The sequence below is a fragment of the Stenotrophomonas sp. GD03930 genome (assembly GCF_029839665.1).
GTDB classification, from domain to species: domain Bacteria; phylum Pseudomonadota; class Gammaproteobacteria; order Xanthomonadales; family Xanthomonadaceae; genus Stenotrophomonas; species Stenotrophomonas forensis.
Genome location: NZ_JAOCAV010000001.1, coordinates 1,253,745 through 1,275,575 on the forward strand (window position 1 = coordinate 1,253,745; position 21,831 = coordinate 1,275,575).

A 21,831-nucleotide genomic window follows, 5' to 3' on the forward strand; every position below is an offset into this window, starting at 1 on the left:
ATGCCGCACCTCGCGGCAGACGCAATCCCTTCGACAGTGAATACTGCAGACCCGCGCAAGCGATTCCCTCGCTCTGCGCGGGTTCGCACGCGTGCCGAATACTCAACGGTCTTCAACGGCGCCCGCCGTGTGTCCGATCCGCTGATGACCCTGCACTGGCTGCCGGCTGACCGGCCGGCCAGGCTGGGTCTGGCGGTTTCCCGCAAGGTTGATCCGAACGCCGTCGGGCGTAACCGGATCAAGCGCGTCCTGCGCGACATCCTGCGTCAGACACGTACCGAAATCCAGCCAGGCGACTTCGTCGTCGTGGCTCGTAGTGCTGCGCGTTCTGCCAGCAACGACGAGATCCGCCAGGCCTTCCTGCGCCTGCTGCGTCGCCTGCGTGCATTGCCCACGCCGGGCGTGGACGGCACAATGCCGCCGCCTGATGGCATCGCAACTCCTTCTTTGACCGAGCCGGCATCGCGTCCCGGCCCCGCCGAGCCTGTCCGCTGATGAACCAGACCCGCGTATTCCTCATTTTTGCCTGGCTGATGGTGGCCGTGCTGCTGTGGATGGAGTGGAGCCGTGAAAAGGCTGCTCCGACCCCGGCCCCGACGACCACGTCGGCCCCGGCCGCCGCACAGAGCGTTCCGGGTGCAACCCCGGGCGCCATCCCCAGTGCCCAGGTCCCGGGTGCCCCCGGCCAGGCCGCCGTGCAGGCCCAGGCCAGTGCCACCCCGGCCAGCCAGCGCGTGACCGTCACCACCGACGTGCTGCGCCTGGTGCTCGATGGGGGCCGCGTGCTCGATGCCGAGCTGCTGCAGTTCCCGCAGACCAAGGACGAAGGCAGCCCGCCGGTGCGCCTGCTGACCGAAGATCCCGCGCATCCGTACAGCGCGATCAGCGGCTGGGCCAGCGAGGACAAGAACACCCCGGTCCCGGGCGCTGACGGCTTCAAGCTGGTCGGTGACACCAACGACTTCGTGCTGGCCAAGGGCCAGAACGAGCTGCAGATCCCGTTCGTGTGGACCGCCGACAACGGCGTGACCATCAAGCGCACCCTGACCGTCTCGCGCAACGAGTACGCCGTGCGCTTCAAGGACGAAGTCAGCAACACCGGCACCGCGCCGTGGAACGGTTACGTCTACCGCACCCTGGACCGCACCCCGACGATCCTGTCGCGGAGCATGACCAACCCGGACTCCTTCAGCTTCAACGGCGCCACTTGGTACGACAACGACAAGAAGTACCAGCGTCGTGCGTTCAAGGACTACCTGGAAGACGGCACGCTGAACCAGAACATCACCGGCGGCTGGCTGGCGATGCTGCAGCACCATTTCTTCACCGCCTGGATCCCGCAGAAGGACCAGACCGCACACTACGTGCTGTCGCAGGTGGCCGGTCGTGACCTGATCGAAGCGCGCGGCCCGGCCTTCACCGTGGCGCCGGGCCAGTCCACCAGCACCGAGGCCCGCCTGTGGGTCGGCCCGAAGCTGGTCAACCTGATCGCCAAGGAAGACGTGCCGGGCCTGGACCGCGTGGTCGACTACAGCCGCTTCTCGATGATGGCGGTGATCGGCCAGGGCCTGTTCTGGGTGCTGAACCAGGTGCACAAGCTGGTCGGCAACTGGGGCTGGGCGATTGTCGGCCTGGTGGTGCTGCTGAAGCTGGTGCTGTATCCGTTGTCGGCCGTACAGTACAAGAGCGGCGCCAAGATGCGTCGCTTCCAGCCGCGCATCGCGCAGCTGAAGGAACGCTATGGCGACGACCGCCAGAAGTTCCAGACCGCGATGATGGAGCTGTACAAGAAGGAAAAGATCAATCCGATGGGCGGCTGCCTGCCGATCCTCATCCAGATGCCGATCTTCTTCGCCCTGTACTGGGTGCTGGTCGAGTCGGTCGAGCTGCGCCAGGCGCCGTGGCTGGGCTGGATCCAGGACCTGACCGCACGCGACCCGTACTTCATCCTGCCGGTCATCAACGTGGCGGTGATGTGGTTCACCCAGAAGCTGACCCCGGCACCGGGCATGGACCCGATGCAGCAGAAGATGATGCAGTTCATGCCGCTGGTGTTCGGCGTCATGATGGCCTTCATGCCGTCCGGCCTGGTGCTGTACTGGGTGGTCAACGGCGGCCTGGGCCTGCTGCAGCAGTGGTGGATGACCAAGCGCCATGGCGGCGATCCGGTCCCGGCCACCACTGCCCCGGCCCCGGTCAAGAAGAAGTAACGGGTAGAGCCGGCCGCTGGCCGGCTGACCTCAGCAGAAGCCCGCCGCAAGGCGGGCTTTTCACATGCGGCGTTAGAATTCCCGGCACACCGTTCCTCCCACTTTCGAGTCCACCATGCCGCGTGCGTCGTCGTTCCGCCTGTTCCTGCCCTCGCTGTTGTTGACCCTGGCCGTGGCCGGGTGTGGCGACAAGGATGCGAAGGCACCGGCGGCCACCGTCACCCAGCCCAGCGCGCAGGCCGCGGCCGCCGCTGATCCGGCCGCCGCACCGCTGCTGGCCGCGCTGCAGAAGCAGCTCGACGGCTACCGCCGGATCATCGTGCTGCTGGCCGACGAGGAACAGCAGTCGGCCGCAGACCGCGGTACCTCCACGCGTGTGGGGCAGCAGCTGTTCCACGATGGGCTGGAACAGCGCACGGCCATCGCCGCGCAGTTCGACACCCTGTTGCGCGGTTCCAGCCCCCAGCGCTTCGCCACCCTCGGCACCGTTCTGGACTACATCGAATCGGCACCGGAACTGTTCGACGCCGATCGCCTGGCCTTCCGCGAAGTGCTGCGCGATCTGCACGAACGGGTCGGTACCGATTCGTCGCTACCGGCGGTGAAACTGCACCAGCGCATCGGCGAAGACCTGGAAGCACTCGATGAAATCGAGCGCAACTACAACCAGGAACTGACCCGGATCTTCAGCCGCTTCGAGCGCACCCGTGCCATCGAACTGAAGCGCGAGAAGTGGGACGACTACATCGCCCACCTGCACAAGGACTACAGCCGCGAAGCGATCCTGCGCGACTACGGGGTGATCGAGCCGTACCCGATGTCGATGAAGGACAGCGACCGCGAGATCTTCGGCCGCGACCTGCCGCCGAAGACCGTGGTGCTGACCTTCGACGATGGCCCGCACAAGGCCTACACCGATGAAGTGGTGGCCATCCTCAAGCGCTACGACGTACCGGGCGTGTTCTTCGAGGTGGGTCGCAACCTGGGCAAGGTCGAGAGTGATGGCAAGGTCAGCCTCGGGCCGATGGCCAAGATCAGCCGCAGCCTGATGGAAGAGGGCTATGCGGTGGGCAACCACAGCCTGACCCACGCCCAGCTCTCGCGCACCACCGGCGATGCGCTGCGCCAGCAGGTGCTGGACACCGACACACTGCTGAAGGACGTCGACAGCAAGCGTGCACCGTTGTTCCGCTTCCCCTATGGCGCGCGCAACGCCGAAGGCCTGCAGCTGCTCAACGAAGCGGGCCTGAAGTCGATCATGTGGAACATCGACTCGATGGACTGGGCCGATCCGGTGCCGGAATCGATCGTGCAGCGCGTGCTGGACCAGGTGGACAAGGAACAGCGCGGCATCATCCTGTTCCATGACATCCACGACCGCGCGGTGAAGGCGCTGCCGCAGATCCTCGATCGCCTGATCGCCGACGGCTACCAGTTCGCCGGCTGGAACGGCCGCGACTTCACCGTCGCCCGCGCGCGCAAGGGCGCGGCCAGCGACGCCACCGTCACCACCGGCTACGAGAAGTCGTGGGCGATCGTGGTCGGCATCGACAGTTACGCCAAGTGGCCGAAGCTGGAGTACGCCAGCCACGATGCGCAGGCGGTGGCCGACACGCTGACAGGGCAGTTCGGCTTCCCCTCTTCGCAGGTGATCGTGCTGAAGAATGAGCAGGCCACCCGCAACAACATCCTGGCCGCCTTCCACGACCGCCTGGCCGACGACCGCACCGGCAAGAACGACCGTGTGTTCGTGTTCTTCGCCGGCCATGGTGCGACCCGCCAGCTCGCCTCCGGGCGCGACCTTGGCTACATCATCCCGGTGGATTCGGACCCGAAGGAGTTCGCCACCGACGCGATCGCGATGACCGACATCCAGAACATCGCCGAGAGCATGCAGGCCAAGCACGTGATGTTCGTGATGGATGCCTGCTACAGCGGCCTGGGCCTGACCCGGGGTGGCCCGGCGTCGTCGTCGTTCCTGCGCGAGAACGCACGCCGCAGCGCGCGGCAGATGCTGACCGCTGGCGGTGCCGACCAGCAGGTGGCCGATGCCGGCCCGAACGGCCATTCGGTGTTCACCTGGGTGCTGCTGCAGGCGCTGGCCGGCAAGGGCGACCTCAACGGCGACGGCCTGATCACCGGTACCGAGCTGGCCGCGTACGTGGCGCCGGCGGTGTCGGCGGTTTCGCACCAGACCCCGGCCTTCGGCAGCCTGCCCGGTTCGCAGGGCGGCGAGTTCGTATTCCAGGTGCCGGACAGCCAGGAGTTCCTCAACGCCGGTACGCGCCAGCTGACCGCCGATGCGATCGCGTTGAACAACAAGGTCGATGCGGCCAGCGAAGCCAAGGGCAGCCAGGCGCCGGTGACCGTGGCCGACCTGCAGGGCGGCAAGGCCAGGCTGGTGGTGCCCAGCGCCGGCCCGGCCTCGGACCGCCAGCGCGCGCAGCAGGCCAATGACCGTGGCCTGCAGCTGTATCGCGAGAAGCAGTACGACCAAGCCGCTGCCGAGTTCACCGAAGCGCTGAAGCTGCGCCCGGACTTCGCGCAGGCGGCGAACAACCTCGGCTTCGTCTACTACCGTCAGCAGCGCTATGCGGAAGCGGCGCGCTGGCTGGAGAACACGCTGAAGATCGACCCGTCGCGCGCGGTGGCCCATCTCAACCTGGGCGATGCCTACTTCAACGCAGGCGACAAGGCCAAGGCCAGGCAGGCCTATACCACCTACCTGGCGCTGCAGCCGCAGGGCAGCGGCGCCGCGCAGGCGCGCGCGCAGCTGGAGAAGCTCTGAGCCATGGACACCACGATCCACACGGACACCATCGTAGCCATCGCCAGCGCGCCCGGCGCCGGGGGCGTCGGCCTGCTGCGCCTGTCCGGCCCGCGCGCTGCAGCCATCGCCAACGCACTGGGTGCGCCTGCACTGCGCCCGCGCCATGCGCATTACGCGCGCCTGCGCGACGCCGACGATGAGGTGATCGACGATGGCATCGTGCTGTGGTTCCCGGCGCCGAACAGCTTTACCGGCGAAGAAGTGGTGGAACTGCAGGGACACGGCAGCCCGGTGCTGTTGCAGCTGCTGGTCGCGCGCTGCATCGCGCTGGGTGCGCGCCAGGCGCGGCCGGGTGAGTTCAGCGAACGGGCGTTCCTCAACGGCAAGCTCGACCTGGCCCAGGCCGAGGCCATCGCCGACCTGATCGCCGCCGGTGACAACCGTGCCGCGCGCGCTGCGCGCCGTTCGCTGGACGGAGTGTTCTCGCGCCGCATCGAGGCGGTGGTCGAGCAGCTGGTGCTGCTGCGCATCCACGTGGAAGCGGCCATCGACTTCGCCGACGAACCGCTGGATACGCTCGGAGGCGCGCAGGTGCGGCGCGGGCTGGAACAGGCGCGCAGCGATCTGGCCCTGTTGCGCCGCGACGCCGAGCGCGGCCGTCGCCTGCGCGATGGCCTGCACGCGGTGCTGATCGGGCCACCGAATGCCGGCAAGAGTTCATTGCTCAATGCGCTGGCTGGCAGCGAGCGAGCGATCGTCACCGACATCGCCGGTACCACCCGCGACACCCTGCGCGAAACCATCCGCCTGGATGGCCTGGAGCTGACCCTGGTCGACACCGCCGGCCTGCGCGACGGTGGCGACGCCATCGAGCGCGAAGGCATGCGTCGCGCCCATGTGGAAATCGAGCGCACCGACCTCGCATTGATAGTGCTGGATGCGCGGGACCCCACCGCCGGTGAAGCCGCGCTGGGTGACGCCGTGGCCGCGGTGCCGCACAAGGTCTACATCCACAACAAGTCGGACCTGCTGGATGTGCTGCCGGCGCTGGACGATCCGGACCGCGTGTTCGTCTCGGCCGCCACCGGTGCTGGCCTGGATGACCTGCATGCGCGCCTGCGCTCGATTGCGTCGGCCGGGGCAGGGGAGCAGGTGGACGGCGAGTTCTCCGCGCGCACCCGCCACGTCGATGCGATCGAGCGCGCGCAGGAGCATGCGCAGCGCGCCGACGGTGAGCTGTCCCACGAACACCTGGAACTGGCCGCCGAGGAACTGCGGCTGGCCCACGATGCACTGGGCGAGATCACCGGGCAGATGAGTGCCGATGACCTGCTGGGGCGGATCTTCTCCAGCTTCTGCATCGGCAAGTAACGCTGGTGCCAGATCCCCGAACGGGTTCACGCTCTGGTGGGTGCCAACCTTGGTTGGCACAGGGCATCCGGGGTCATCGACGTCAGCCGGCAGGGCGCCGACCAAGGTCGGCGACTACCGGACGCGTGGCTTCCCCCGCCTGTCACATTGCCGCCGCATACTGACGCCCATCACATACCGCTTGGGGAAGTCGCAGTGAAGTCGTGGGGTTGTGCGTTGCTGTTGTCGCTGGCCGTGGCACCATCGGTGGCCATGAGTGCTGAATCCTCCACCCCGGCCGCACACAAGGTGTCGGTCTATGGCCACCGCGGCGCAAGCGCGCTGCTGCCGGAGCACACCCTGGCCGCCTATGCGCAGGCGATTGCCGATGGCGCCGACTACATCGAACCGGACCTGGTGATGACCAGGGACGGGGTGATGGTGGCCCGCCACGAGAACGAGATCAGCGGCACCACCGACGTGGCCTCGCATCCCGAGTTCGCCAGCCGCCGCACCAGCAAGGTCATCGACGGGCAGAAGGTCGAGGGCTGGTTCACCGAAGACTTCACCCTGGCCGAGCTGAAGACGCTGTACGCGCGTGAGCGCCTGCCAGAACTGCGCAGCACCGCCTACGACGGCCAGTTCCGCATCGCCAGCCTTGACGAGATCCTCGCCTTCCTGGTGCAGCAGGCAGGGCGTGCCAACCGTGGCATCGGCCTGGTGCCGGAGATCAAGCACCCGACCTACTTCCAGTCGATCGGCCTGCCGATGGAAGACAAACTACTGGCGGCGCTGCGCGGCAACGCCTATACCAACGTCGGCCCGGTCACCATCCAGTCGTTCGAGACAGCCAACCTGCGCTACCTGCGCGGCAAGATCCCGCGCGACAGCAACATCCGCCTGCTGCAGCTGCTGTGGAAGGGCGACACCCAGCCGGCCGACATCGCCAAGGCCGGTGGCACGCTGACCTACGCACAGATGATGACCCCGGCCGGCCTGAAGGACATCGCCGTGTACGCCGACAGCATCGGCCCGGAGCTGCGCTCGATCATTCCGCTGGATGACAAGGGCGCGCTGGGCACGCCCACCTCGCTGGTGCGCGATGCGCATGCGGTGGGGCTGATGGTGATTCCGTACACCTTCCGCCCGGAGAACCACTTCCAGGCCAGCAACCTGCGCAAGGGCGCCGACAACGCACGCAACGCCGAGGGTTCGATCGCCGAGATGCGCGCCTACCTGGCCACCGGCATCGATGCCTTCTTCACCGACGACCCGGCACTGGGCAGGCAGGCGGTGGATGGGATGGGTGCGGCGGGGAACTGATTCTCCCCCGGTAGTGCCGGCCGCTGGCCGGCAACCTCATGAACCTTCGGTGGGAATTACCGGGTTGCCGGCCAGCGGCCGGCACTACCACACCTCAGCCGCGCGGATCGTCCGGCCGCCGGAACGGAATCACCACGTAGTCCTGGCCCTCGCGCGGCTGCCACAGCACCGGAACGCGCTGCGGTGACGGCGGCTCCAGCTCGCCGTCGGCCAGCGGTTCGGCCTCATCCTCTTCGTCTTCCCAGCTGTAGCGCTGGCGCGGCGGCAGCGGGTCGGCGTTGCGGAACAGCAGCGCGGCAATGATGCCGGCGAAGGCGCCGCCCATGTGCGACTGCCACGACACGCCGTCGGCGTGCGGCAGGACGGTCATCAGCATGCCACCGTAGAACAGCATGCCGATCAGGCCGGTGGCGATCGCCGCGCGGTCGCGGCGCAGCAGGCCGAGGCTGGCGAGCAGGAACATCAGGCCGTGGGTCACGCCACTGGCGCCCAGGTGCACGCTGCCCGGATTGCCCAGCATCCAGGCACCCAATCCCGAACCCAGCCACAGCAGGGGCAGGGCGCGCACGGTGGCTTTCGGATAGACGCTGCCGGCCAGGGTGCCGAGGATCAGGATGGCGATGCTGTTGGCGACGATGTGCTCTACCGAGGCATGCAGCATCGGGCCACCGACCAGGCCGAGCAGGCCCTTGGCTTCCAGCGGCGCTACCGCCCAGGGGCGCCAGTCGAACGTGCCCTGCAGGGCGAACACGGCCACCAGCACCAGCACGGCGGCCAGGCTGACATTGAACGCCCGCAGGATGCGCGAGCGGTCATTGCGGGGGGCCGGTACGTCGCCGGCGGGCAGGGGCGCGTTGTTGTCCATACCTCAGCAATGGCGGTGGTTGCCGCGAAACCAAGGCCGCCGCGGCGGGAGAGTGGAGACGGCCGGCGGGACAATCCCGCCGGCCGTGCCGTTCAGCGATTCAGGTTCAGGCGTGGCCCGATCCTTCCTTCGGCGGGTACTTCAGGCTCAGCACCACGGTGGCGGCGATGATCACTGCAACCACGCCCAGCGACACCGGGGTCGGGATCTTGAACAGGTCGATGATCATCATCTTGATGCCGATGAAGCCCAGTACGAGCGCCAGGCCATACGGCAGCAGGTGGAAGCGGTCGGCCATGCCGGCCAGCAGGAAGAACATCGCGCGCAGGCCCAGCACCGCGAACACGTTGGAGGTGAGCACGATGAACGGGTCGGTGGTGATCGCGAAGATCGCCGGGATGCTGTCCACGGCGAAGATCACGTCGGTGACCGCGATCAGGATCAGTACCGCGAACAGCGGGGTGAACCAGCGCACGCCATCGCGCTTCACGCTCAGCGCATTGCCGGCGTAGTCCGGCAGCAGGCGCAGGTGCTTGCGCATCCAGCGCAGGGCCGGATTGGTCTCCAGATCGGGCTCCTGGCCGGCGGCGAACCACATCTTCCAGCCGGTGAACAGCAGGAAGGCACCGAACACGTAAAGCAGCCAATGGAACTGGCTGATCAGTACGCTGCCGGCGAAGATCATGATCGTACGCAGCACGATCGCACCCAGGATGCCGATGATCAGCACCTTCTGGCGCTGTTCCTCCGGCACCGCGAAGTAGCTCATGATCATCAGGAAGACAAAGATGTTGTCGACCGCCAGCGCCTTCTCGACCAGGTAGCCGGTCAGGAATTCGAGGCCGACCTTGTTGGCCACGACCTGGCCGGCGGTCTCATTCAGGTAATACCAGAGGCCGGCGTTGAACAGCAGGGCCAGCGCGACCCAGCCGATCGACCACCACAGGGCCTCCTTGAAGGTGACCTTGTGCGGTCCACCATGGCGCATCAACACGAGGTCGACCAGCAGGGCGATGACCACCACCGCTGCGAAGCCGCCCCACAACCACACGTTACCGATCGTCTGCATTGGGAATGTCCGTTGGAAAGATGAATGCCAGGCCGGACGGCGAGGATCTGCAACGGAGGATCGGGAGGGGATCCAGGGACAGAGCTTCGCCAGTACGGCGAAGGTCTCGCTCGCAGTTCCAATGGCTGGAACTGCCGTTGCACCGGAGCCTGCGGGCTCGAATTGACGGCGACAACGTCTGGGAGCTACTCCCCTTCTGGCGCCGATTCTGCCGTCTGCCCGGGCCGCCGTCAATTGCCGCGCCCGTGCTGGATTTCCGGCCCCCGCCGCCCCCCGGCTACAATGGGCGGATGAATACCCCCCTTCCGATTGTCCGCCTCAAGAACGCGTGGCGTTCCAGCCACCCGTGGATCTTCCAGAAACTGGTCGAGAAGCCGACCGTCCGGCCCAAGCCCGGCTCCATCGTCGACGTGGTCGGCATCGATGGCGAGTTCATTGGCCGGGGGTTCTACAACGGGCATTCGCGCATTGCCGTGCGCATCCTTGAAACCGACCCGAACGTGCCGGTCGATGCCGGCTGGTTCTCGCGCAAGATCGCCCAGGCGGTGTCGCTGCGCCGTGAGGTGCTGAAGCTCGATGCGGTGTCCGACGCCTGGCGCGTGGTGCACAGCGAAGGCGACGGCCTGTCCGGCCTGGTGGTCGACCGCTATGGCGACCTGGTGGTGGTCGAATTCTTCGCCGCCGGCATGTTCCGCCACCGCGAGTGGATCTACGACGCGCTGCGCGAGCAGTTCCCGGGCTGCCGCTTCCACAGCTTCGCCGACGAGCACGTGCAGAAGCAGGAAAGCTTCGACTTCCACGGCAATACCACCACCGAAGCAGCGGTGATCACCGAGTACGGCATCAAGTTCCGCGCCGACCCGGCCGGTGCCCACAAGACCGGCTTCTTCGCCGACCAGCGCGAGAACCGCGAGTGGCTGAGCCAGCAGGTGGAAGGCAAGAGCGTGCTCGACCTGTGCTGCAACACCGGCGGTTTCGCGGTGTACGCGGCCGCGCGCGGCGCTTCTGAAGTGGTCGGCATCGACATCGATGAAGACGTCATCCAGATCGCCAAGGGCAATTCGCGCCTGAACAACGTGCGCCCGAAGTTCATCCAGTCCGACATCTTCCCGTGGCTGCGTGATGCCGCCAACCGCGGCGAGCAGTACGACGTGGTGATCCTGGACCCGGCGAAGATGACCCGCGACCGCGACCAGGTGATCACCGCGCTGAAGAAGTACCTGGACATGAACAAGCTGGCGCTGGGCGTGGTCAAGCCCGGTGGCCTGTTCGCCACGTTCTCCTGCACCGGCCTGGTGGCCGAGGACCAGTTCCTCGACATGCTGCGCCGCGCGGCGTATTTCTCCGGCCGCACGATCCAGATCCTGAAGGTGGCCGGCGCCGGTCCGGACCATCCGTTCATGGCCCATGTGCAGGAATCGCGCTACCTGAAGGCGGTGTTCTGCCGCGTGGTGGATTGATTCGCAGGATCCCGGCTACGTTCGGCATCGGGTAGTGCCGGCCGCTGGCCGGCTCATCCTGGTCTCCGACTCTCGCTGAGAGCCGGCCAGCGGCCGGCACTACCGTTTGTTGTCATCTCGGCGCTATGGTCTGACGCTTCCCATCGAGGTGAAGCGTCATGACGTTGCGCAGTCTGTCTTTGCTGGTCTCGCTGGCGCTGTGCGCGCCGCTGTCCGCCCACGCCGTTGAGTTCAGCGCGCAGGAGCTGGCCCGTGCCAAGGCGCTGCAACAGCGCTTGGTCACCCTCGACAGCCATCTGGATACGCCGGCCAACTTCGGTCGCAGCGGCTTCGACATCGAGCAGCGCCACGACCGCAATGCGCTTTCGCAGGTGGACTACCCGCGCATGGTCGAAGGCGCGTTGGACGGCGGCTTCTGGGCGATCTACACCGACCAGGGCGACCGCAGCGCAGCGGCCCACCTGGCCGAGCGTGACCATGGCCTGCAGCGGTTGCTGGAAATCCGCGAGATGCTGGCGGCCAATCCCGAGCGCTTCGCGCTGGCGCTGACCGCCGATGATGCCGCGCGGATCAAGGCCGCCGGCAAGCGCGTGGTCTACATCAGCATGGAAAACGCCAGCCCGCTGGTGGCCGATCCCAGCCTGCTGTCGTTCTATCACCGCGCCGGCCTGCGCCTGCTCAGCACCGTGCACTTTGCCAACAACGAGTTCGCCGATTCGGCCACCGACCCCAAGGGCGCGGAGTGGAAAGGCCTGAGCCCGGCCGGCAAGGAGCTGGTGCGGCAGGCGGTGAAGCTGGGGATCGTGATCGACCAGTCGCATGCCTCCGACGCGGTGTTCGACGACCTGCTGGCGATGATGCCGGTGCCCTTCGTGCTGTCGCACAGCTCGGCCAAGGCGGTCTACGACCACCCGCGCAACCTCGATGACGCACGCCTGCGCAAGCTGGCCAAGGCGGGCGGCGTGATCCAGGTGAATGCCTACGGCGGATACCTGATCGACACCGCCAAGACACCGGAGCGCAAGCAGGCCGAAGAAGCGCTGAGCAAGCAGCTGGGTGGCTGGGAAGGAATGGGCATCGAGCAGGGTGTCGCCCTGCTGAAGGCCGAGCAGGAACTGGACCACGAGCATCCGGTGCGCCATGCCAGCCTGGACGATTTCTTCGCCCACTTCGAGCACATCCTCAAGGTGGTCGGCCCCGAGCATGTGGGGATCGGCCTGGACTGGGATGGCGGCGGCGGCCTGAGCGACCTGCCCGATGTCAGCCAGCTGCCGAAGATCACCGCCTGGCTGCTGCGCAAGGGCTACACCGAGCAGCAGATTGCCGGCATCTGGGGCGGCAACCTGCTGCGGGTGATGCGCCAGGCGCAGGATTACGCGGCAAAACAGGGCGGGTGAAGCGCCCTGCGGTAGTGCCGGCCGCTGGCCGGCATTGCCCGTATCAACAGGCTCCGGGTTGCCGGCCATCGGCCGGCACTACCGGTGATCCATTTATTTCGCGATCAGCGCATGGCGACGGCTGTACAGGAAGTACAGCACCAGGCCGGCCACGTTCCACAGCAGGAAGTACAGCTGGGTGCGGTGCGGCAGGCTGATGAACAGGTAGATGCAGCCCAGCGCCGCCAGCGGGCCGACCACGAAGGCCAGCGGGGTGCGGAAGGTGCGCTCGCGGTTCGGTTCGCGCAGGCGCAGCACCACCAAGCAGATGCCCACCGCGGTGAACGCGGCCAGGGTACCGGCGTTGGCCAGCGCGGCGATCTCGTCCAGGCGCGCCACACCGGCCAGCGCCGACACCACCACCGCGGTGAACAGCGTGGTCGCCACCGGCGTGCCAGTACGGGCGTTGACCTTGGACAGCCCGCGCGGCAGCAGGCCATCGCGGCTCATCACGAAGAAGATGCGGCTCTGGCCGTACAGGAAGGCCAGCAGCACGGTCGGCAGGGCGATGATCGCGATCACGCCGATCACCATCGCTGCGGTCGGGTGGCCCAGCTGGCGCATGATCAGGGCCAGCGGCTCGGCGCTGTGGCCGAACACCGCGTAGCTCATCGCACCGACTGCCGCCAGCGCCACCAGCACGTAGACGATGGTGCAGCCGATCATCGAACCGATGATGCCGATCGACAGGTCGCGGCCCGGGTTCTTGGTTTCCTCGGCGGCGGTGGAGATCGCATCGAAGCCGTAGAAGGCGAAGAAGATGATTGCCGCCGCTGCCATCACGCCGTGCTCGACGCCATCGGGGCCGATCGACTTGGCGAAGCCGTAGGGCATGAACGGCTGCAGGTTGGCGCTGTCGAAGGCGGGCAGGGCGACGGCGACGAAGATGGCCAGCGCGATCAGCTTGAACACCACCAGGATGGCGTTGAGGGTGGCGCTCTCCTTGGTGCCGGCCATCAGCATGCCGGCCACCAGCCAGGTGATGACGATCGCCGGCAGGTTGATCATGCCGCCTTCCACGTGCGGGCCGGCGGCAAGCCAGGCCGGCAGGTGTACGTTCCAGCCGAACTGGGTGTGCACCCATTCCAGGAAGCCGACGAAGTAGCCGGACCAGCCCACTGCCACCGTACTCACCACCAGCGAGTACTCCAGGATCAGGCTCCAGCCCACCACCCAGGCGAACACCTCGCCCAGCGCACTGTAGCTGTAGGTGTAGGCGCTGCCGGCGGCCGGCATCATCGTCGACAGCTCGGCGTAGGACAGCGCCGCGCAGGCGCAGACCGCGCCAGCGATGGCGAAGGAGATCAGCACGGCCGGGCCGGCCAGGTTGGCGCCGACGCCGATCAGCGTGTAGATGCCGGTACCGACGATGGCGCCGATGCCCAGCGCGATCAGGTGTGGCCAGCTGAGCGTGGGGATCAGACGCCTGCCGGCTTCGTGGACGGTGACGGAATCTAGGGACTTGCGCCGGAACAGGGACATGCAGGCCTCGGAAGGGGTGACTAAGAACGACAAGTTCCCGAGTGTGACCGAACGCAGCGCAGCATTACCACTGACGGGGGTCGTGCATGTGTTGAATGCGTCAGCGATGGTGGCTCGCCATCAGCTGAAGTGACGAAATCAGCACAATTGCGGGCAAAAATCGAATTCGTCCGAGGGCCCTCCGGTCGGCAGAGCCGATTCAGCGGGCGGGCGTCCAGCGCAGTGGGGTCAACGGGTCGGCCGGTTCAACCATTCAGCCCCAGGCGGATACCGAACCCCACCAGGAACAGGCCGGCCACGCGGCGCAGTGCATCGCTGATCCGCGGGTGCTGGATCAGGCGGCGACGGGCCAGGTTGCCCACGCCGATCAGCATCGAGCAGTAGGCGATGCTGACCACCAGGATGATGCCGGCCAGTGCCGCGAAGGTGGCGATGCCCTGGTGCGCCTTCGGGTCGATGAACAGCGGCAGGAACGCCATGTAGAACAGGATCGCCTTCGGATTGAGCAGGCTGACCAGGATGGCCTGCTGGAAGTAGCGGCCCGGCTGCATGCGGATCGGCCCGGCGTCCCCCCCTTCGTGCTTCGGGGTTCGCAGCAGGCTGATGCCGACCCACACCAGGTAGGCCGCACCGAGGTACTGCACGGCATGGAACACCAGCGGATTGGCCTTCAGCAGTGCGGCCACGCCGGCCAGGGCCAGCCACATCAGGATCTGGTCGCCGACCAGCAGGCCGGCCAATGCGGTGTAGCCGCCACGCACGCCGCCACGGCCGGTGGCGGTCAGCAGGGTGAAGGTACCGGGGCCGGGCAGGGCGAGGAACACCAGCACGGCGACCAGAAACGTCCACAGGTCCTGGATGCCCATCCACGGCATGGCGGTGTCCTCTTGTTACGGGGGGCCGCCATTGTCGGCCAGCGCCGCGCTTGGCGACAGAGGGCTGGCGGGGCCGCCGGGCATGCCAGACAGCAGCGGTTGCAGGTGCTGGCGCAGCTGCGCGTGCAGCTGCCGCACCGCCGGCGAGAACTGCTTGCGATGCGGGCACACCAGCTGCAGCGGAATGCTGCTGCCAACGCCGTCGAGCAGCAGCTGCAGACGCCCGGCCTGCACATCCTCGCGCAGGTCCAGCCAGGATTTGTAGGTGATGCCTTCGCCGGCCACGGCCCAGCGCCGCACCACATCGGCGTCGTCGCAGACCAGCGGACCGCGCACCGGAATCACGCTGCGGCGCCCTTCGACGTCGAATGACCAGCGATCGTAGGCGCGGCCACTGAGCTGGTAGACCAGGCAATCATGCTCACGCAGGTCCTCCAGACGGCCGGGTGTGCCGCGCCGCTGCAGGTAGTCGGGCGAGGCCGCGAGCACACGCCGGTTGCCTTCCAGCAGGGGCAGCGCGACGTAGCTGGCGTCGTCGAAGTGGCCGATGCGGATCGCTACGTCGACGGGATCGCGGAACACATCAGCGACTTCGTCGGACAGGCGCAGGTGCAGCCGCAGCCGCGGATGCGCGGCGCGGAAGGCGCTCAGCCAGGGCAGCAGCAGGTTGCGGCCGAAGTCCGACGGCGCCGACAGCTGCAGGGTGCCGTGCAGCTCGGTGTCCTCGCCCTGCACACGCGCCTGGCCCTCGCGCAGGGTGGCCAGCACCTCCTGCGCATACGGCAGGTACAGCGCACCCTCGCCGGTCAGGCGCAGGCTGCGGGTGGTGCGCACGAACAGGCGCAGGTCCAGCTCGCGCTCCAGCCGCGCCACGGCGGCCGCGACCTGGCCGGGCAGCAGATCGGCCTCGCGCGCGGCCTGCGAGAAGCTGCCCAGCGCAGCCGTGCGGACGAACAACTGCAGGTCGTCGAAACGGATCATTTTCATTGCCGGAGTGAAAGTGCTGCCCGATTCTGCGCCTTTCTGTGGGAGCGCGCGCGGCGCAACCTGTCGCCTCCTTCCCCACTGGACCGCTGCCATGCGCGCCATTGCCTACACCCAAGCCGGCCTGCCGATCAATGATGCCCAGGCCCTGATCGATATCGAACTGGAGCTGCCGCAGCCCGGCCCGCGTGACCTGCGCGTCGCCGTGCGCGCGGTGGCGGTCAATCCGGTCGACACCAAGGTGCGCCGCGGCGTGGCCACCGATGGCCCGCGCGTGCTCGGTTGGGATGCGGTCGGCATCGTCGACGCGGTGGGCAGCGAGGTGACCCTGTTCCAGCCTGGCGATGCGGTCTACTACGCCGGCGTGATCGACCGCCCCGGCAGCAATGCGGAGTACCAGCTGGTGGACGAGCGCAGCGTCGGCCGCAAGCCGGCCAGTCTCGACGATGCCGCCGCCGCGGCGCTGCCGTTGACCGCGATCACCGCCTGGGAACTGCTGTTCGACCGCCTGCGCATCGCCGAGGGCGGCGGCGAAGGCCAGACCCTGCTGGTGATCGGCGCTGCCGGTGGCGTCGGATCGATCCTGGTGCAGCTGGCGCGGAAGCTGACCAAGCTGACGGTGATCGGCACCGCCTCGCGCCCGGATACCCAGGACTGGGTGTATGCGATGGGGGCGCACCATGTAATCGACCACAGCCTGCCGCTGGCCGAGGGCCTGGCGCGGCTGGGCATCAGCGAGGTACATCACGTGGCCAGCCTGACCCACTCCGATCAGCACTACGCGCAGATCGTCGAGCTGCTGGCGCCGCAGGGCCAGCTGGGGCTGATCGATGATCCCGGCCAGGTCGATGTGATGGCACTCAAGCGCAAGGCGTTGTCGCTGCACTGGGAATCGATGTTCACCCGCCCGCTGTACAAGACCGCGGACATGCAGCGCCAGCACGACCTGTTGAACCGGGTGGCCGAGCTGATCGACGCCGGCGTGTTGCAGACCACGCTGGGCGAGCACTTCGGGCGCATCGACGCGGCCAACCTGCGGCGCGCGCATGCGCTGCTGGAGAGCCATCGCGCCAAGGGCAAGATCGTGCTGGAAGGCTGGTAAGGCCGGGTCGTTCCCGCGCCCTTGGGGTCAGATCCCTGCCTCAGGCCACGCCGTTGTCGACGTGTTCGGCAAAACCGGGTTGCTGGCGCAGGCGTTCGAACCAGGCCCCCACGTTCGGCAGCGCAGGCGTGCTGCCGGGCGTGCTGCGCCAGCGCTGGGTCGACAGGCCCAGCACGACATCGGCGAGGGTGAAGGTGTTGCCCGCCACGTAGCTGTCCGTAGCGGCGAGCTGCGCATCAAGCACGCCCATCAATCGATTCCACTGCACCAGGCTGGCCTCGGCGCGGGCATCATCCGGGTAGTCCGGGTGTTGCCGCACCCGGGCCATGAACACGTGGCGCCAGGCGCTGTTGAGGTCGCTGGCCTGCCAGTCCATCCACTGCTCGACGCGGGCCCGCGCCTGAGTGGTGGCGGGCAGCAGGTCGTCGCGCCCGGCGCGTGTGGCCAGGTAACGGCAGATGCTGTTGGACTCCCACAGCACGAAGCCGCCGTCGCGCAGTACCGGTACCTGCCGGTTGGGGTTCAGCGTGGCCAGCAGGTCCGGCGGCGGCGCCGGTTCGTGGTGCAGCGGCAGGTCGAGCCCGGCGCACAGCCACAGCACCTTGCGGACATTGATCGAGGTGGGCTTTCCGTACAGAGCGAGCATGGTCCTGACGCAGCGGCTGAGACTCGGCCAGCCTACACTTGGCCCATGCAAACCGAATATCTGCTCATCGGCGGCCTTCTATTGGCCGTGCTCATCCTGCAGCTGGTCGCCCTGCTGCGCCGCCCACCGCACGACCGCCTGGAACAGGCGGTACGCGAGGAGGCCCGCTCCGGGCGCAGCGAACTGCGCGAGCAGCTCGATGGCTTCGCCCGCGCGCTGACCGACCTGTCGACCCGCACCGACCAGCGCCTGGACCTGCTGCGCGAAGCGCTCGGCGAAGACGCCCGCAAGGCGCGTGCCGAGGCCGCCGACAGCCAGCAGCGTGGCGCGGCGCTGATGGGGCAGCGCCTGCAGGAACTGCGCGGCCAGCTGGAAACCTTTGGCCAGCAGCAGGAGGCACGCATCCACGCCTTCGGCCAGCAGTTGCAGGAGCTCACCGCGCGCACCGATACCCAGCTCGGTGCACTGCGCCAGACCCTGGTGGACGACGCGCGCAAGGGCCGCGAGGAAGGCGCGCAGTCGCAGCAGCGCCTGACCGAGAGCCTGGGCCTGCGCCTGCAGGAACTGACCCAGCGCAACGAGCAGCGCATCGCCGAGATGCGCACCACGCTGGAAGAACAGCTGCGCGCGCTGCAGAACGACAACGCGCAGAAGCTGGAGCAGATGCGCCACACCGTCGATGAGAAGCTGCAGTCGACGCTGGAAACGCGGCTGGGCAATTCCTTCAAGCTGGTCTCCGAGCGCCTTGAGCAGGTGCAGCGTGGTCTTGGCGAGATGCAGCAGCTGGCCACCGGCGTGGGCGACCTCAAGCGCGTGCTCACCAACGTCAAGAACCGCGGCAGCTGGGGCGAAGTGCAGCTGGAGAACATCCTCGAGCAGACCCTGACCCAGGAGCAGTACGCGCGTGCGGTGAAAGTGCGTCCGGACAGCGGTGAAATGGTCGACATCGCGGTGCGCCTGCCGGGGCGCAGCAGCGACGACACGCCGGTGTGGCTGCCGATCGACTCCAAGTTCCCGCGCGAGGACTACGAACGCCTGCTCGATGCGCAGGAGCAGGGCGATGCCGAGGGCGTGCGGCTGCAGGGCATCCAGCTTGAGCGCGCGGTACGCGTGCAGGCCAAGTCGATCTGCGACAAATACATCGCGCCGCCGCACACCACCGACTTCGCAGTGATGTTCCTTCCCACCGAAGGCTTGTATGCCGAGGTGATCCGGCGCCCAGGCCTGGTCGACCTGCTGCAGCGCGAGCATCGCGTGGTGGTGGCCGGGCCGACCACGGTCACCGCGCTGCTCAACAGCCTGCAGATGGGTTTCCGCACGCTGGCCATCGAACAGCGCTCCAGCGAGGTGTGGAGCCTGCTGGGCGCGGTGAAGAGCGAGTTCGGCAAGTTCGCCGGCATCCTCGAGAAGGCCGAAAAGCAGATCACCACCGTCGGCCGCAGCATCGGCGAGGCCAGCCGCAAGACGCGCACCATCGAGCGCCGCCTGCGCGGCGTGGAATCGCTGGCTGCCGAACAGGCGCAGTCGCTGCTGGGCGACCTGGCCGAGGGGGACGCCACGGGAGAGGCCGAGGACGAGGGCAGCGACGGCGAGGAGGCCTGAGCCGCACTGACACGCCGCCTGCATCGTCGATGCGTATGCTGGCGGCCTGTCCGTTTCGATCAGGTATCGCCATGCGCCTGCGCTTCTATACCAGTCTTGTCCTGACCGTGCTGCTTGCCGCCTGCAGCAGCGCGCCACCGGCCGTGGCCACGGCGGGGCAGGCCGGCGTGGCCGCCACGCCCGAAGCCACCGAGGCCTACCGCGAAGCACGCGACGTCGACTGCCAGGCCGCCGGCGGCACCCTGCAGCGGCTGGGCCGCCTGCAGCGCGAGCAGTGCGTGATTCCCTATGCCGATGCCGGCAAGGCCTGCAGCGGCAAGAGCGACTGCACCGGCCAGTGCCTGGCCGGGGGTGAGGTGGCCGCTGGCAGCACCACCACCGGTACCTGCCAGCGTGATGCCAGCCAGAACTTTGGTTGCCGCCAGCGAATAGAGGACGGCAAGGCGCAGGGCACGATCTGCGTGGACTGACGGAACTGCCGGCCAGCGGCCGGCACTACCGGCATCGTGCGGCGCTATGCTGGTGGGCCATTCCCCGCTGTAGCCGGAGCCCCCGCGTGAGCACTTCGATCCAGGACATTTCCCTCACCACCATCGACGGCCAGCCGTCCTCGCTTGCCGACTACCGGGGCAAGGTGCTGCTGCTGGTCAACGTCGCCTCCAAGTGCGGCCTGACCCCGCAGTACGAAGGCCTGCAGGCGCTGTATGCGGAAAAGCACGCGCAGGGCCTGGAAGTGCTGGGCTTCCCCGCCAACAACTTCCTCGGCCAGGAACCGGGCAGCGATGCCGAGATCCAGCAGTTCTGCCAGCTCACCTACGATGTCAGCTTCCCGATGTTCTCCAAGATCAGCGTGGCCGGTGAGGACACCCACCCGCTGTACCAGCAGCTGACCGCCGCGCAGCCGCAGTCGATCGGTGAAGGCCCGTTGCGCGAGCGCCTGGCCAGCAAGGAAATCCCGATCCATCCGGCACCGGCGGTGCTGTGGAACTTCGAGAAGTTCCTGGTCGGCCGCGACGGCAAGGTGATCGCGCGCTTCGCCCCGGACGTGGCTGCCGACGATGCGCGGATGCGCGAGGCCATCGAGGCGGCGCTGGCGGCTTGAGGAAAGCGTGCCAACCAAGGTTGGCACCCACCGGAAAGAAACGCCTGCAGGCGCGTATCGCGCCTGCACTTCCGCTTGCGCGGGCACTACGCAGCGGCGAGGATGTCACCGCCGCGCTGCTCGCGGCATGCCGACAGGGGACGCGGCTTGGATCTGCTTACGCTTGAACACTTTGCCGGCTGCGTGGATGAAACCTTCGCCGCCGATCTGGATGGCATGCGGGTTGATTTCGTGCTGGTCGAGGCGCGTGCGCTGCCGGGGGCGCGCGCCGACGCACCACGAGCACCGTTCTCACTTCTGTTCCGCAACGCCGCGCCCATCCTGTTCCCGCAGCAGACCTTTCCCATGCGGCACGCACGGGTGGGCGAGGTCGGCATTTTCCTGGTGCCGATCGCTCAGGAGCGCGCAGGCTTCCTCTACCAGGCCGTGTTCACCTGATGCCGGCGTGGGCCGGCTACGCCAACGGATTCCAGCGCATCGCAACATGAAGGCTGCTGCCTGACGCATCACTTGCGATGAATCCCAGGCGCTCGTAAAGCCGGCGTGCCCCGGGGTTGTGAATCTGCACGTGCAGGCACAGCGCGCGCCGGCGTGCCGCCGATGCCTGCTGCAGGCAACGGATCATCGCGCTGCCGAGTCCGTTGCCCTGGCAGTGCGGCAGCAGGCTGATGTCGATCAGCAGATCATCGGCGCCGGTCGGGTCCAGGTAGACCCGACCGATCGCCTGCTCGTCCTTCTCGACCGCGAGGTAGTGCGCCTGCGGGTGGTGCTGCAGATAGTGCTGGTGCTGGGCCGCGAACTGCTGCGCCAGGAACTGCTGCTTGGCCAGGTCCGGCCATGGCACAGCCTGCAGTTCCTCCTGGCGGGTGCTGGCATACAGCGCCTGCAACCACGGCAGGTCGGCATCGCCGAGCGCACGCCAGCGCCATGCCGCTGGCGTGGGTGCTTCGACGCATGGGCGGAGCCGTTCCGTCGGGAACGGCGCCAATGCCCGCACCGGGATCATTCGAACTGCGGGAAGTTGCCGTGCAGGGCGATGCAGAAGTTCACCGCCAGATACGGTTGCCGGTTCTCATGCGGCTGCCCGCCGCCGGCAGGGCCGAGCAGGGTCGGTGACATCGGCGTGGCCGGTGGCTCTGCGCTGAAAGGCTTGATCGCGTTTGATCCGGGCATCGACAGCGCACCGTTGGCAACGGGCGTGGCGGTGCGCTTGGCGGCGGGCTGGGCGTAGGCCACCAGGTCGTGGCGGTGTGCCGGCAGCATGGCCGTGGTGAGCGAGACCGCAGCCTGGCCGAAGGTTTCGCCAGCGACGCGCGGGGTCAGGCCGGGCCCCGCGCCCTGGTGGGTGGCGCCGCGCGCGACCAGGTTCGGCAACTGGAACGTGTTTACGCCATCGCCGCCATACTGGGTGCCCAGCAGCGAGTACAGCGCAGGGTTCTGCCGGATGGGAATCAGTGCTCCGTTGCAGAACGCCCAGTCTGCCGGACTGTAGTTGAAGGCGAACATCTGGATTTCGCCGTAGAAGGGGTCGGTCATGATCGGGTCTCCGCCGGTT

Annotated in this window: 20 protein-coding genes; 12 read left to right on the forward strand and 8 right to left on the reverse strand. The window is 67.6% G+C overall.

All coding sequences use genetic code 11. The annotated features are described in order from the left end of the window. From rnpA to N5C18_RS05705, 5 genes are all read left to right on the forward strand, one after another. Positions 1–495, forward strand: coding sequence for a ribonuclease P protein component (gene rnpA / locus N5C18_RS05685; RefSeq protein WP_006479316.1), 495 nt, complete (start codon positions 1–3; stop codon positions 493–495). Further along, a complete protein-coding gene (gene yidC, locus N5C18_RS05690; RefSeq protein ID WP_053451218.1) occupies positions 495–2,210 on the forward strand; it encodes a membrane protein insertase YidC in 1,716 nt (571 codons plus the stop codon). The genes rnpA and yidC overlap by 1 nt, the downstream gene beginning before the upstream one ends. A 115-nt stretch (positions 2,211–2,325) precedes the next feature. Continuing rightward, a complete protein-coding gene (locus N5C18_RS05695) occupies positions 2,326–4,998 on the forward strand; it encodes a polysaccharide deacetylase family protein (protein WP_279944027.1) in 2,673 nt (890 codons plus the stop codon). Positions 4,999–5,001: 3 nt separating this feature from the next. Further along, positions 5,002–6,351 (forward strand): tRNA uridine-5-carboxymethylaminomethyl(34) synthesis GTPase MnmE, encoded by a 1,350-nt coding sequence (gene mnmE, locus N5C18_RS05700; protein WP_164086810.1) that lies wholly within the window; start codon positions 5,002–5,004, stop codon positions 6,349–6,351. A gap of 195 nt (positions 6,352–6,546) precedes the next feature. Beyond that, on the forward strand, positions 6,547–7,653 hold the full coding sequence (locus N5C18_RS05705; protein ID WP_279944028.1) for a glycerophosphodiester phosphodiesterase: 1,107 nt from the start codon (positions 6,547–6,549) through the stop codon (positions 7,651–7,653). A 94-nt stretch (positions 7,654–7,747) separates the two neighbouring features. Here N5C18_RS05705 and N5C18_RS05710 read toward each other — a convergent pair whose 3' ends face one another. Next, on the reverse strand, positions 7,748–8,518 hold the full coding sequence (locus N5C18_RS05710; protein WP_053508143.1) for a rhomboid family intramembrane serine protease: 771 nt from the start codon (positions 8,516–8,518) through the stop codon (positions 7,748–7,750). A 106-nt stretch (positions 8,519–8,624) separates the two neighbouring features. After that, positions 8,625–9,587 (reverse strand): TerC family protein, encoded by a 963-nt coding sequence (locus N5C18_RS05715; protein ID WP_005411722.1) that lies wholly within the window; start codon positions 9,585–9,587, stop codon positions 8,625–8,627. A 290-nt stretch (positions 9,588–9,877) separates the two neighbouring features. On the opposite strand from N5C18_RS05715, the gene N5C18_RS05720 reads away from it, so the two are divergent. Further along, entirely contained in the window at positions 9,878–11,047 is a 1,170-nt protein-coding gene (locus N5C18_RS05720; RefSeq protein ID WP_049457813.1) for a class I SAM-dependent rRNA methyltransferase, read from the forward strand. Between the two features lie 158 nt (positions 11,048–11,205). Next, positions 11,206–12,444: a dipeptidase gene (locus N5C18_RS05725; protein WP_053508146.1), complete on the forward strand. Its 1,239-nt coding sequence runs from the start codon at positions 11,206–11,208 to the stop codon at positions 12,442–12,444. Positions 12,445–12,537: 93 nt separating this feature from the next. Here N5C18_RS05725 and N5C18_RS05730 read toward each other — a convergent pair whose 3' ends face one another. The 3 genes from N5C18_RS05730 to N5C18_RS05740 all read right to left on the reverse strand — a co-directional run bounded on the left by N5C18_RS05730 (position 12,538) and on the right by N5C18_RS05740 (position 15,827). Next, a complete protein-coding gene (locus tag N5C18_RS05730; RefSeq protein WP_053451211.1) occupies positions 12,538–13,965 on the reverse strand; it encodes an amino acid permease in 1,428 nt (475 codons plus the stop codon). A 245-nt stretch (positions 13,966–14,210) separates the two neighbouring features. Beyond that, positions 14,211–14,840, reverse strand: coding sequence for a leucine efflux protein LeuE (gene leuE / locus N5C18_RS05735; protein ID WP_005411716.1), 630 nt, complete (start codon positions 14,838–14,840; stop codon positions 14,211–14,213). Positions 14,841–14,855: 15 nt separating this feature from the next. Further along, positions 14,856–15,827: a LysR family transcriptional regulator gene (locus N5C18_RS05740; RefSeq protein WP_080374989.1), complete on the reverse strand. Its 972-nt coding sequence runs from the start codon at positions 15,825–15,827 to the stop codon at positions 14,856–14,858. Between the two features lie 91 nt (positions 15,828–15,918). On the opposite strand from N5C18_RS05740, the gene N5C18_RS05745 reads away from it, so the two are divergent. Beyond that, complete coding sequence (locus N5C18_RS05745; protein WP_279944030.1) at positions 15,919–16,926, forward strand: zinc-binding alcohol dehydrogenase family protein; 1,008 nt, start codon at positions 15,919–15,921, stop codon at positions 16,924–16,926. Between the two features lie 40 nt (positions 16,927–16,966). On the opposite strand, the gene N5C18_RS05750 is transcribed toward N5C18_RS05745, so the two are convergent. Further along, the gene (locus tag N5C18_RS05750) at positions 16,967–17,572 is read right to left on the reverse strand and encodes a glutathione S-transferase N-terminal domain-containing protein (RefSeq protein ID WP_053508163.1); all 606 of its coding nucleotides are present in this window, start codon (positions 17,570–17,572) and stop codon (positions 16,967–16,969) included. A 45-nt stretch (positions 17,573–17,617) separates the two neighbouring features. On the opposite strand from N5C18_RS05750, the gene rmuC reads away from it, so the two are divergent. From rmuC to N5C18_RS05770, 4 genes are all read left to right on the forward strand, one after another. Further along, on the forward strand, positions 17,618–19,174 hold the full coding sequence (gene rmuC, locus N5C18_RS05755) for a DNA recombination protein RmuC (protein ID WP_279934984.1): 1,557 nt from the start codon (positions 17,618–17,620) through the stop codon (positions 19,172–19,174). Between the two features lie 71 nt (positions 19,175–19,245). Beyond that, complete coding sequence (locus tag N5C18_RS05760; RefSeq protein ID WP_053508167.1) at positions 19,246–19,644, forward strand: hypothetical protein; 399 nt, start codon at positions 19,246–19,248, stop codon at positions 19,642–19,644. 86 nt (positions 19,645–19,730) lie between these two features. Further along, on the forward strand, positions 19,731–20,276 hold the full coding sequence (locus tag N5C18_RS05765; protein WP_279944031.1) for a glutathione peroxidase: 546 nt from the start codon (positions 19,731–19,733) through the stop codon (positions 20,274–20,276). Between the two features lie 147 nt (positions 20,277–20,423). Next, positions 20,424–20,714, forward strand: coding sequence for a hypothetical protein (locus N5C18_RS05770; protein WP_006478849.1), 291 nt, complete (start codon positions 20,424–20,426; stop codon positions 20,712–20,714). A 16-nt stretch (positions 20,715–20,730) separates the two neighbouring features. Here the strand turns inward: N5C18_RS05770 and N5C18_RS05775 are convergent, their stop codons facing one another. Both N5C18_RS05775 and N5C18_RS05780 read right to left on the reverse strand, forming a co-directional pair. Next, positions 20,731–21,282 (reverse strand): GNAT family N-acetyltransferase, encoded by a 552-nt coding sequence (locus tag N5C18_RS05775; RefSeq protein WP_164240915.1) that lies wholly within the window; start codon positions 21,280–21,282, stop codon positions 20,731–20,733. Next, on the reverse strand, positions 21,279–21,812 hold the full coding sequence (locus N5C18_RS05780) for a tail fiber protein (RefSeq protein WP_006478789.1): 534 nt from the start codon (positions 21,810–21,812) through the stop codon (positions 21,279–21,281). The genes N5C18_RS05775 and N5C18_RS05780 overlap by 4 nt, the downstream gene beginning before the upstream one ends. Positions 21,813–21,831 lie beyond the last annotated feature (19 nt).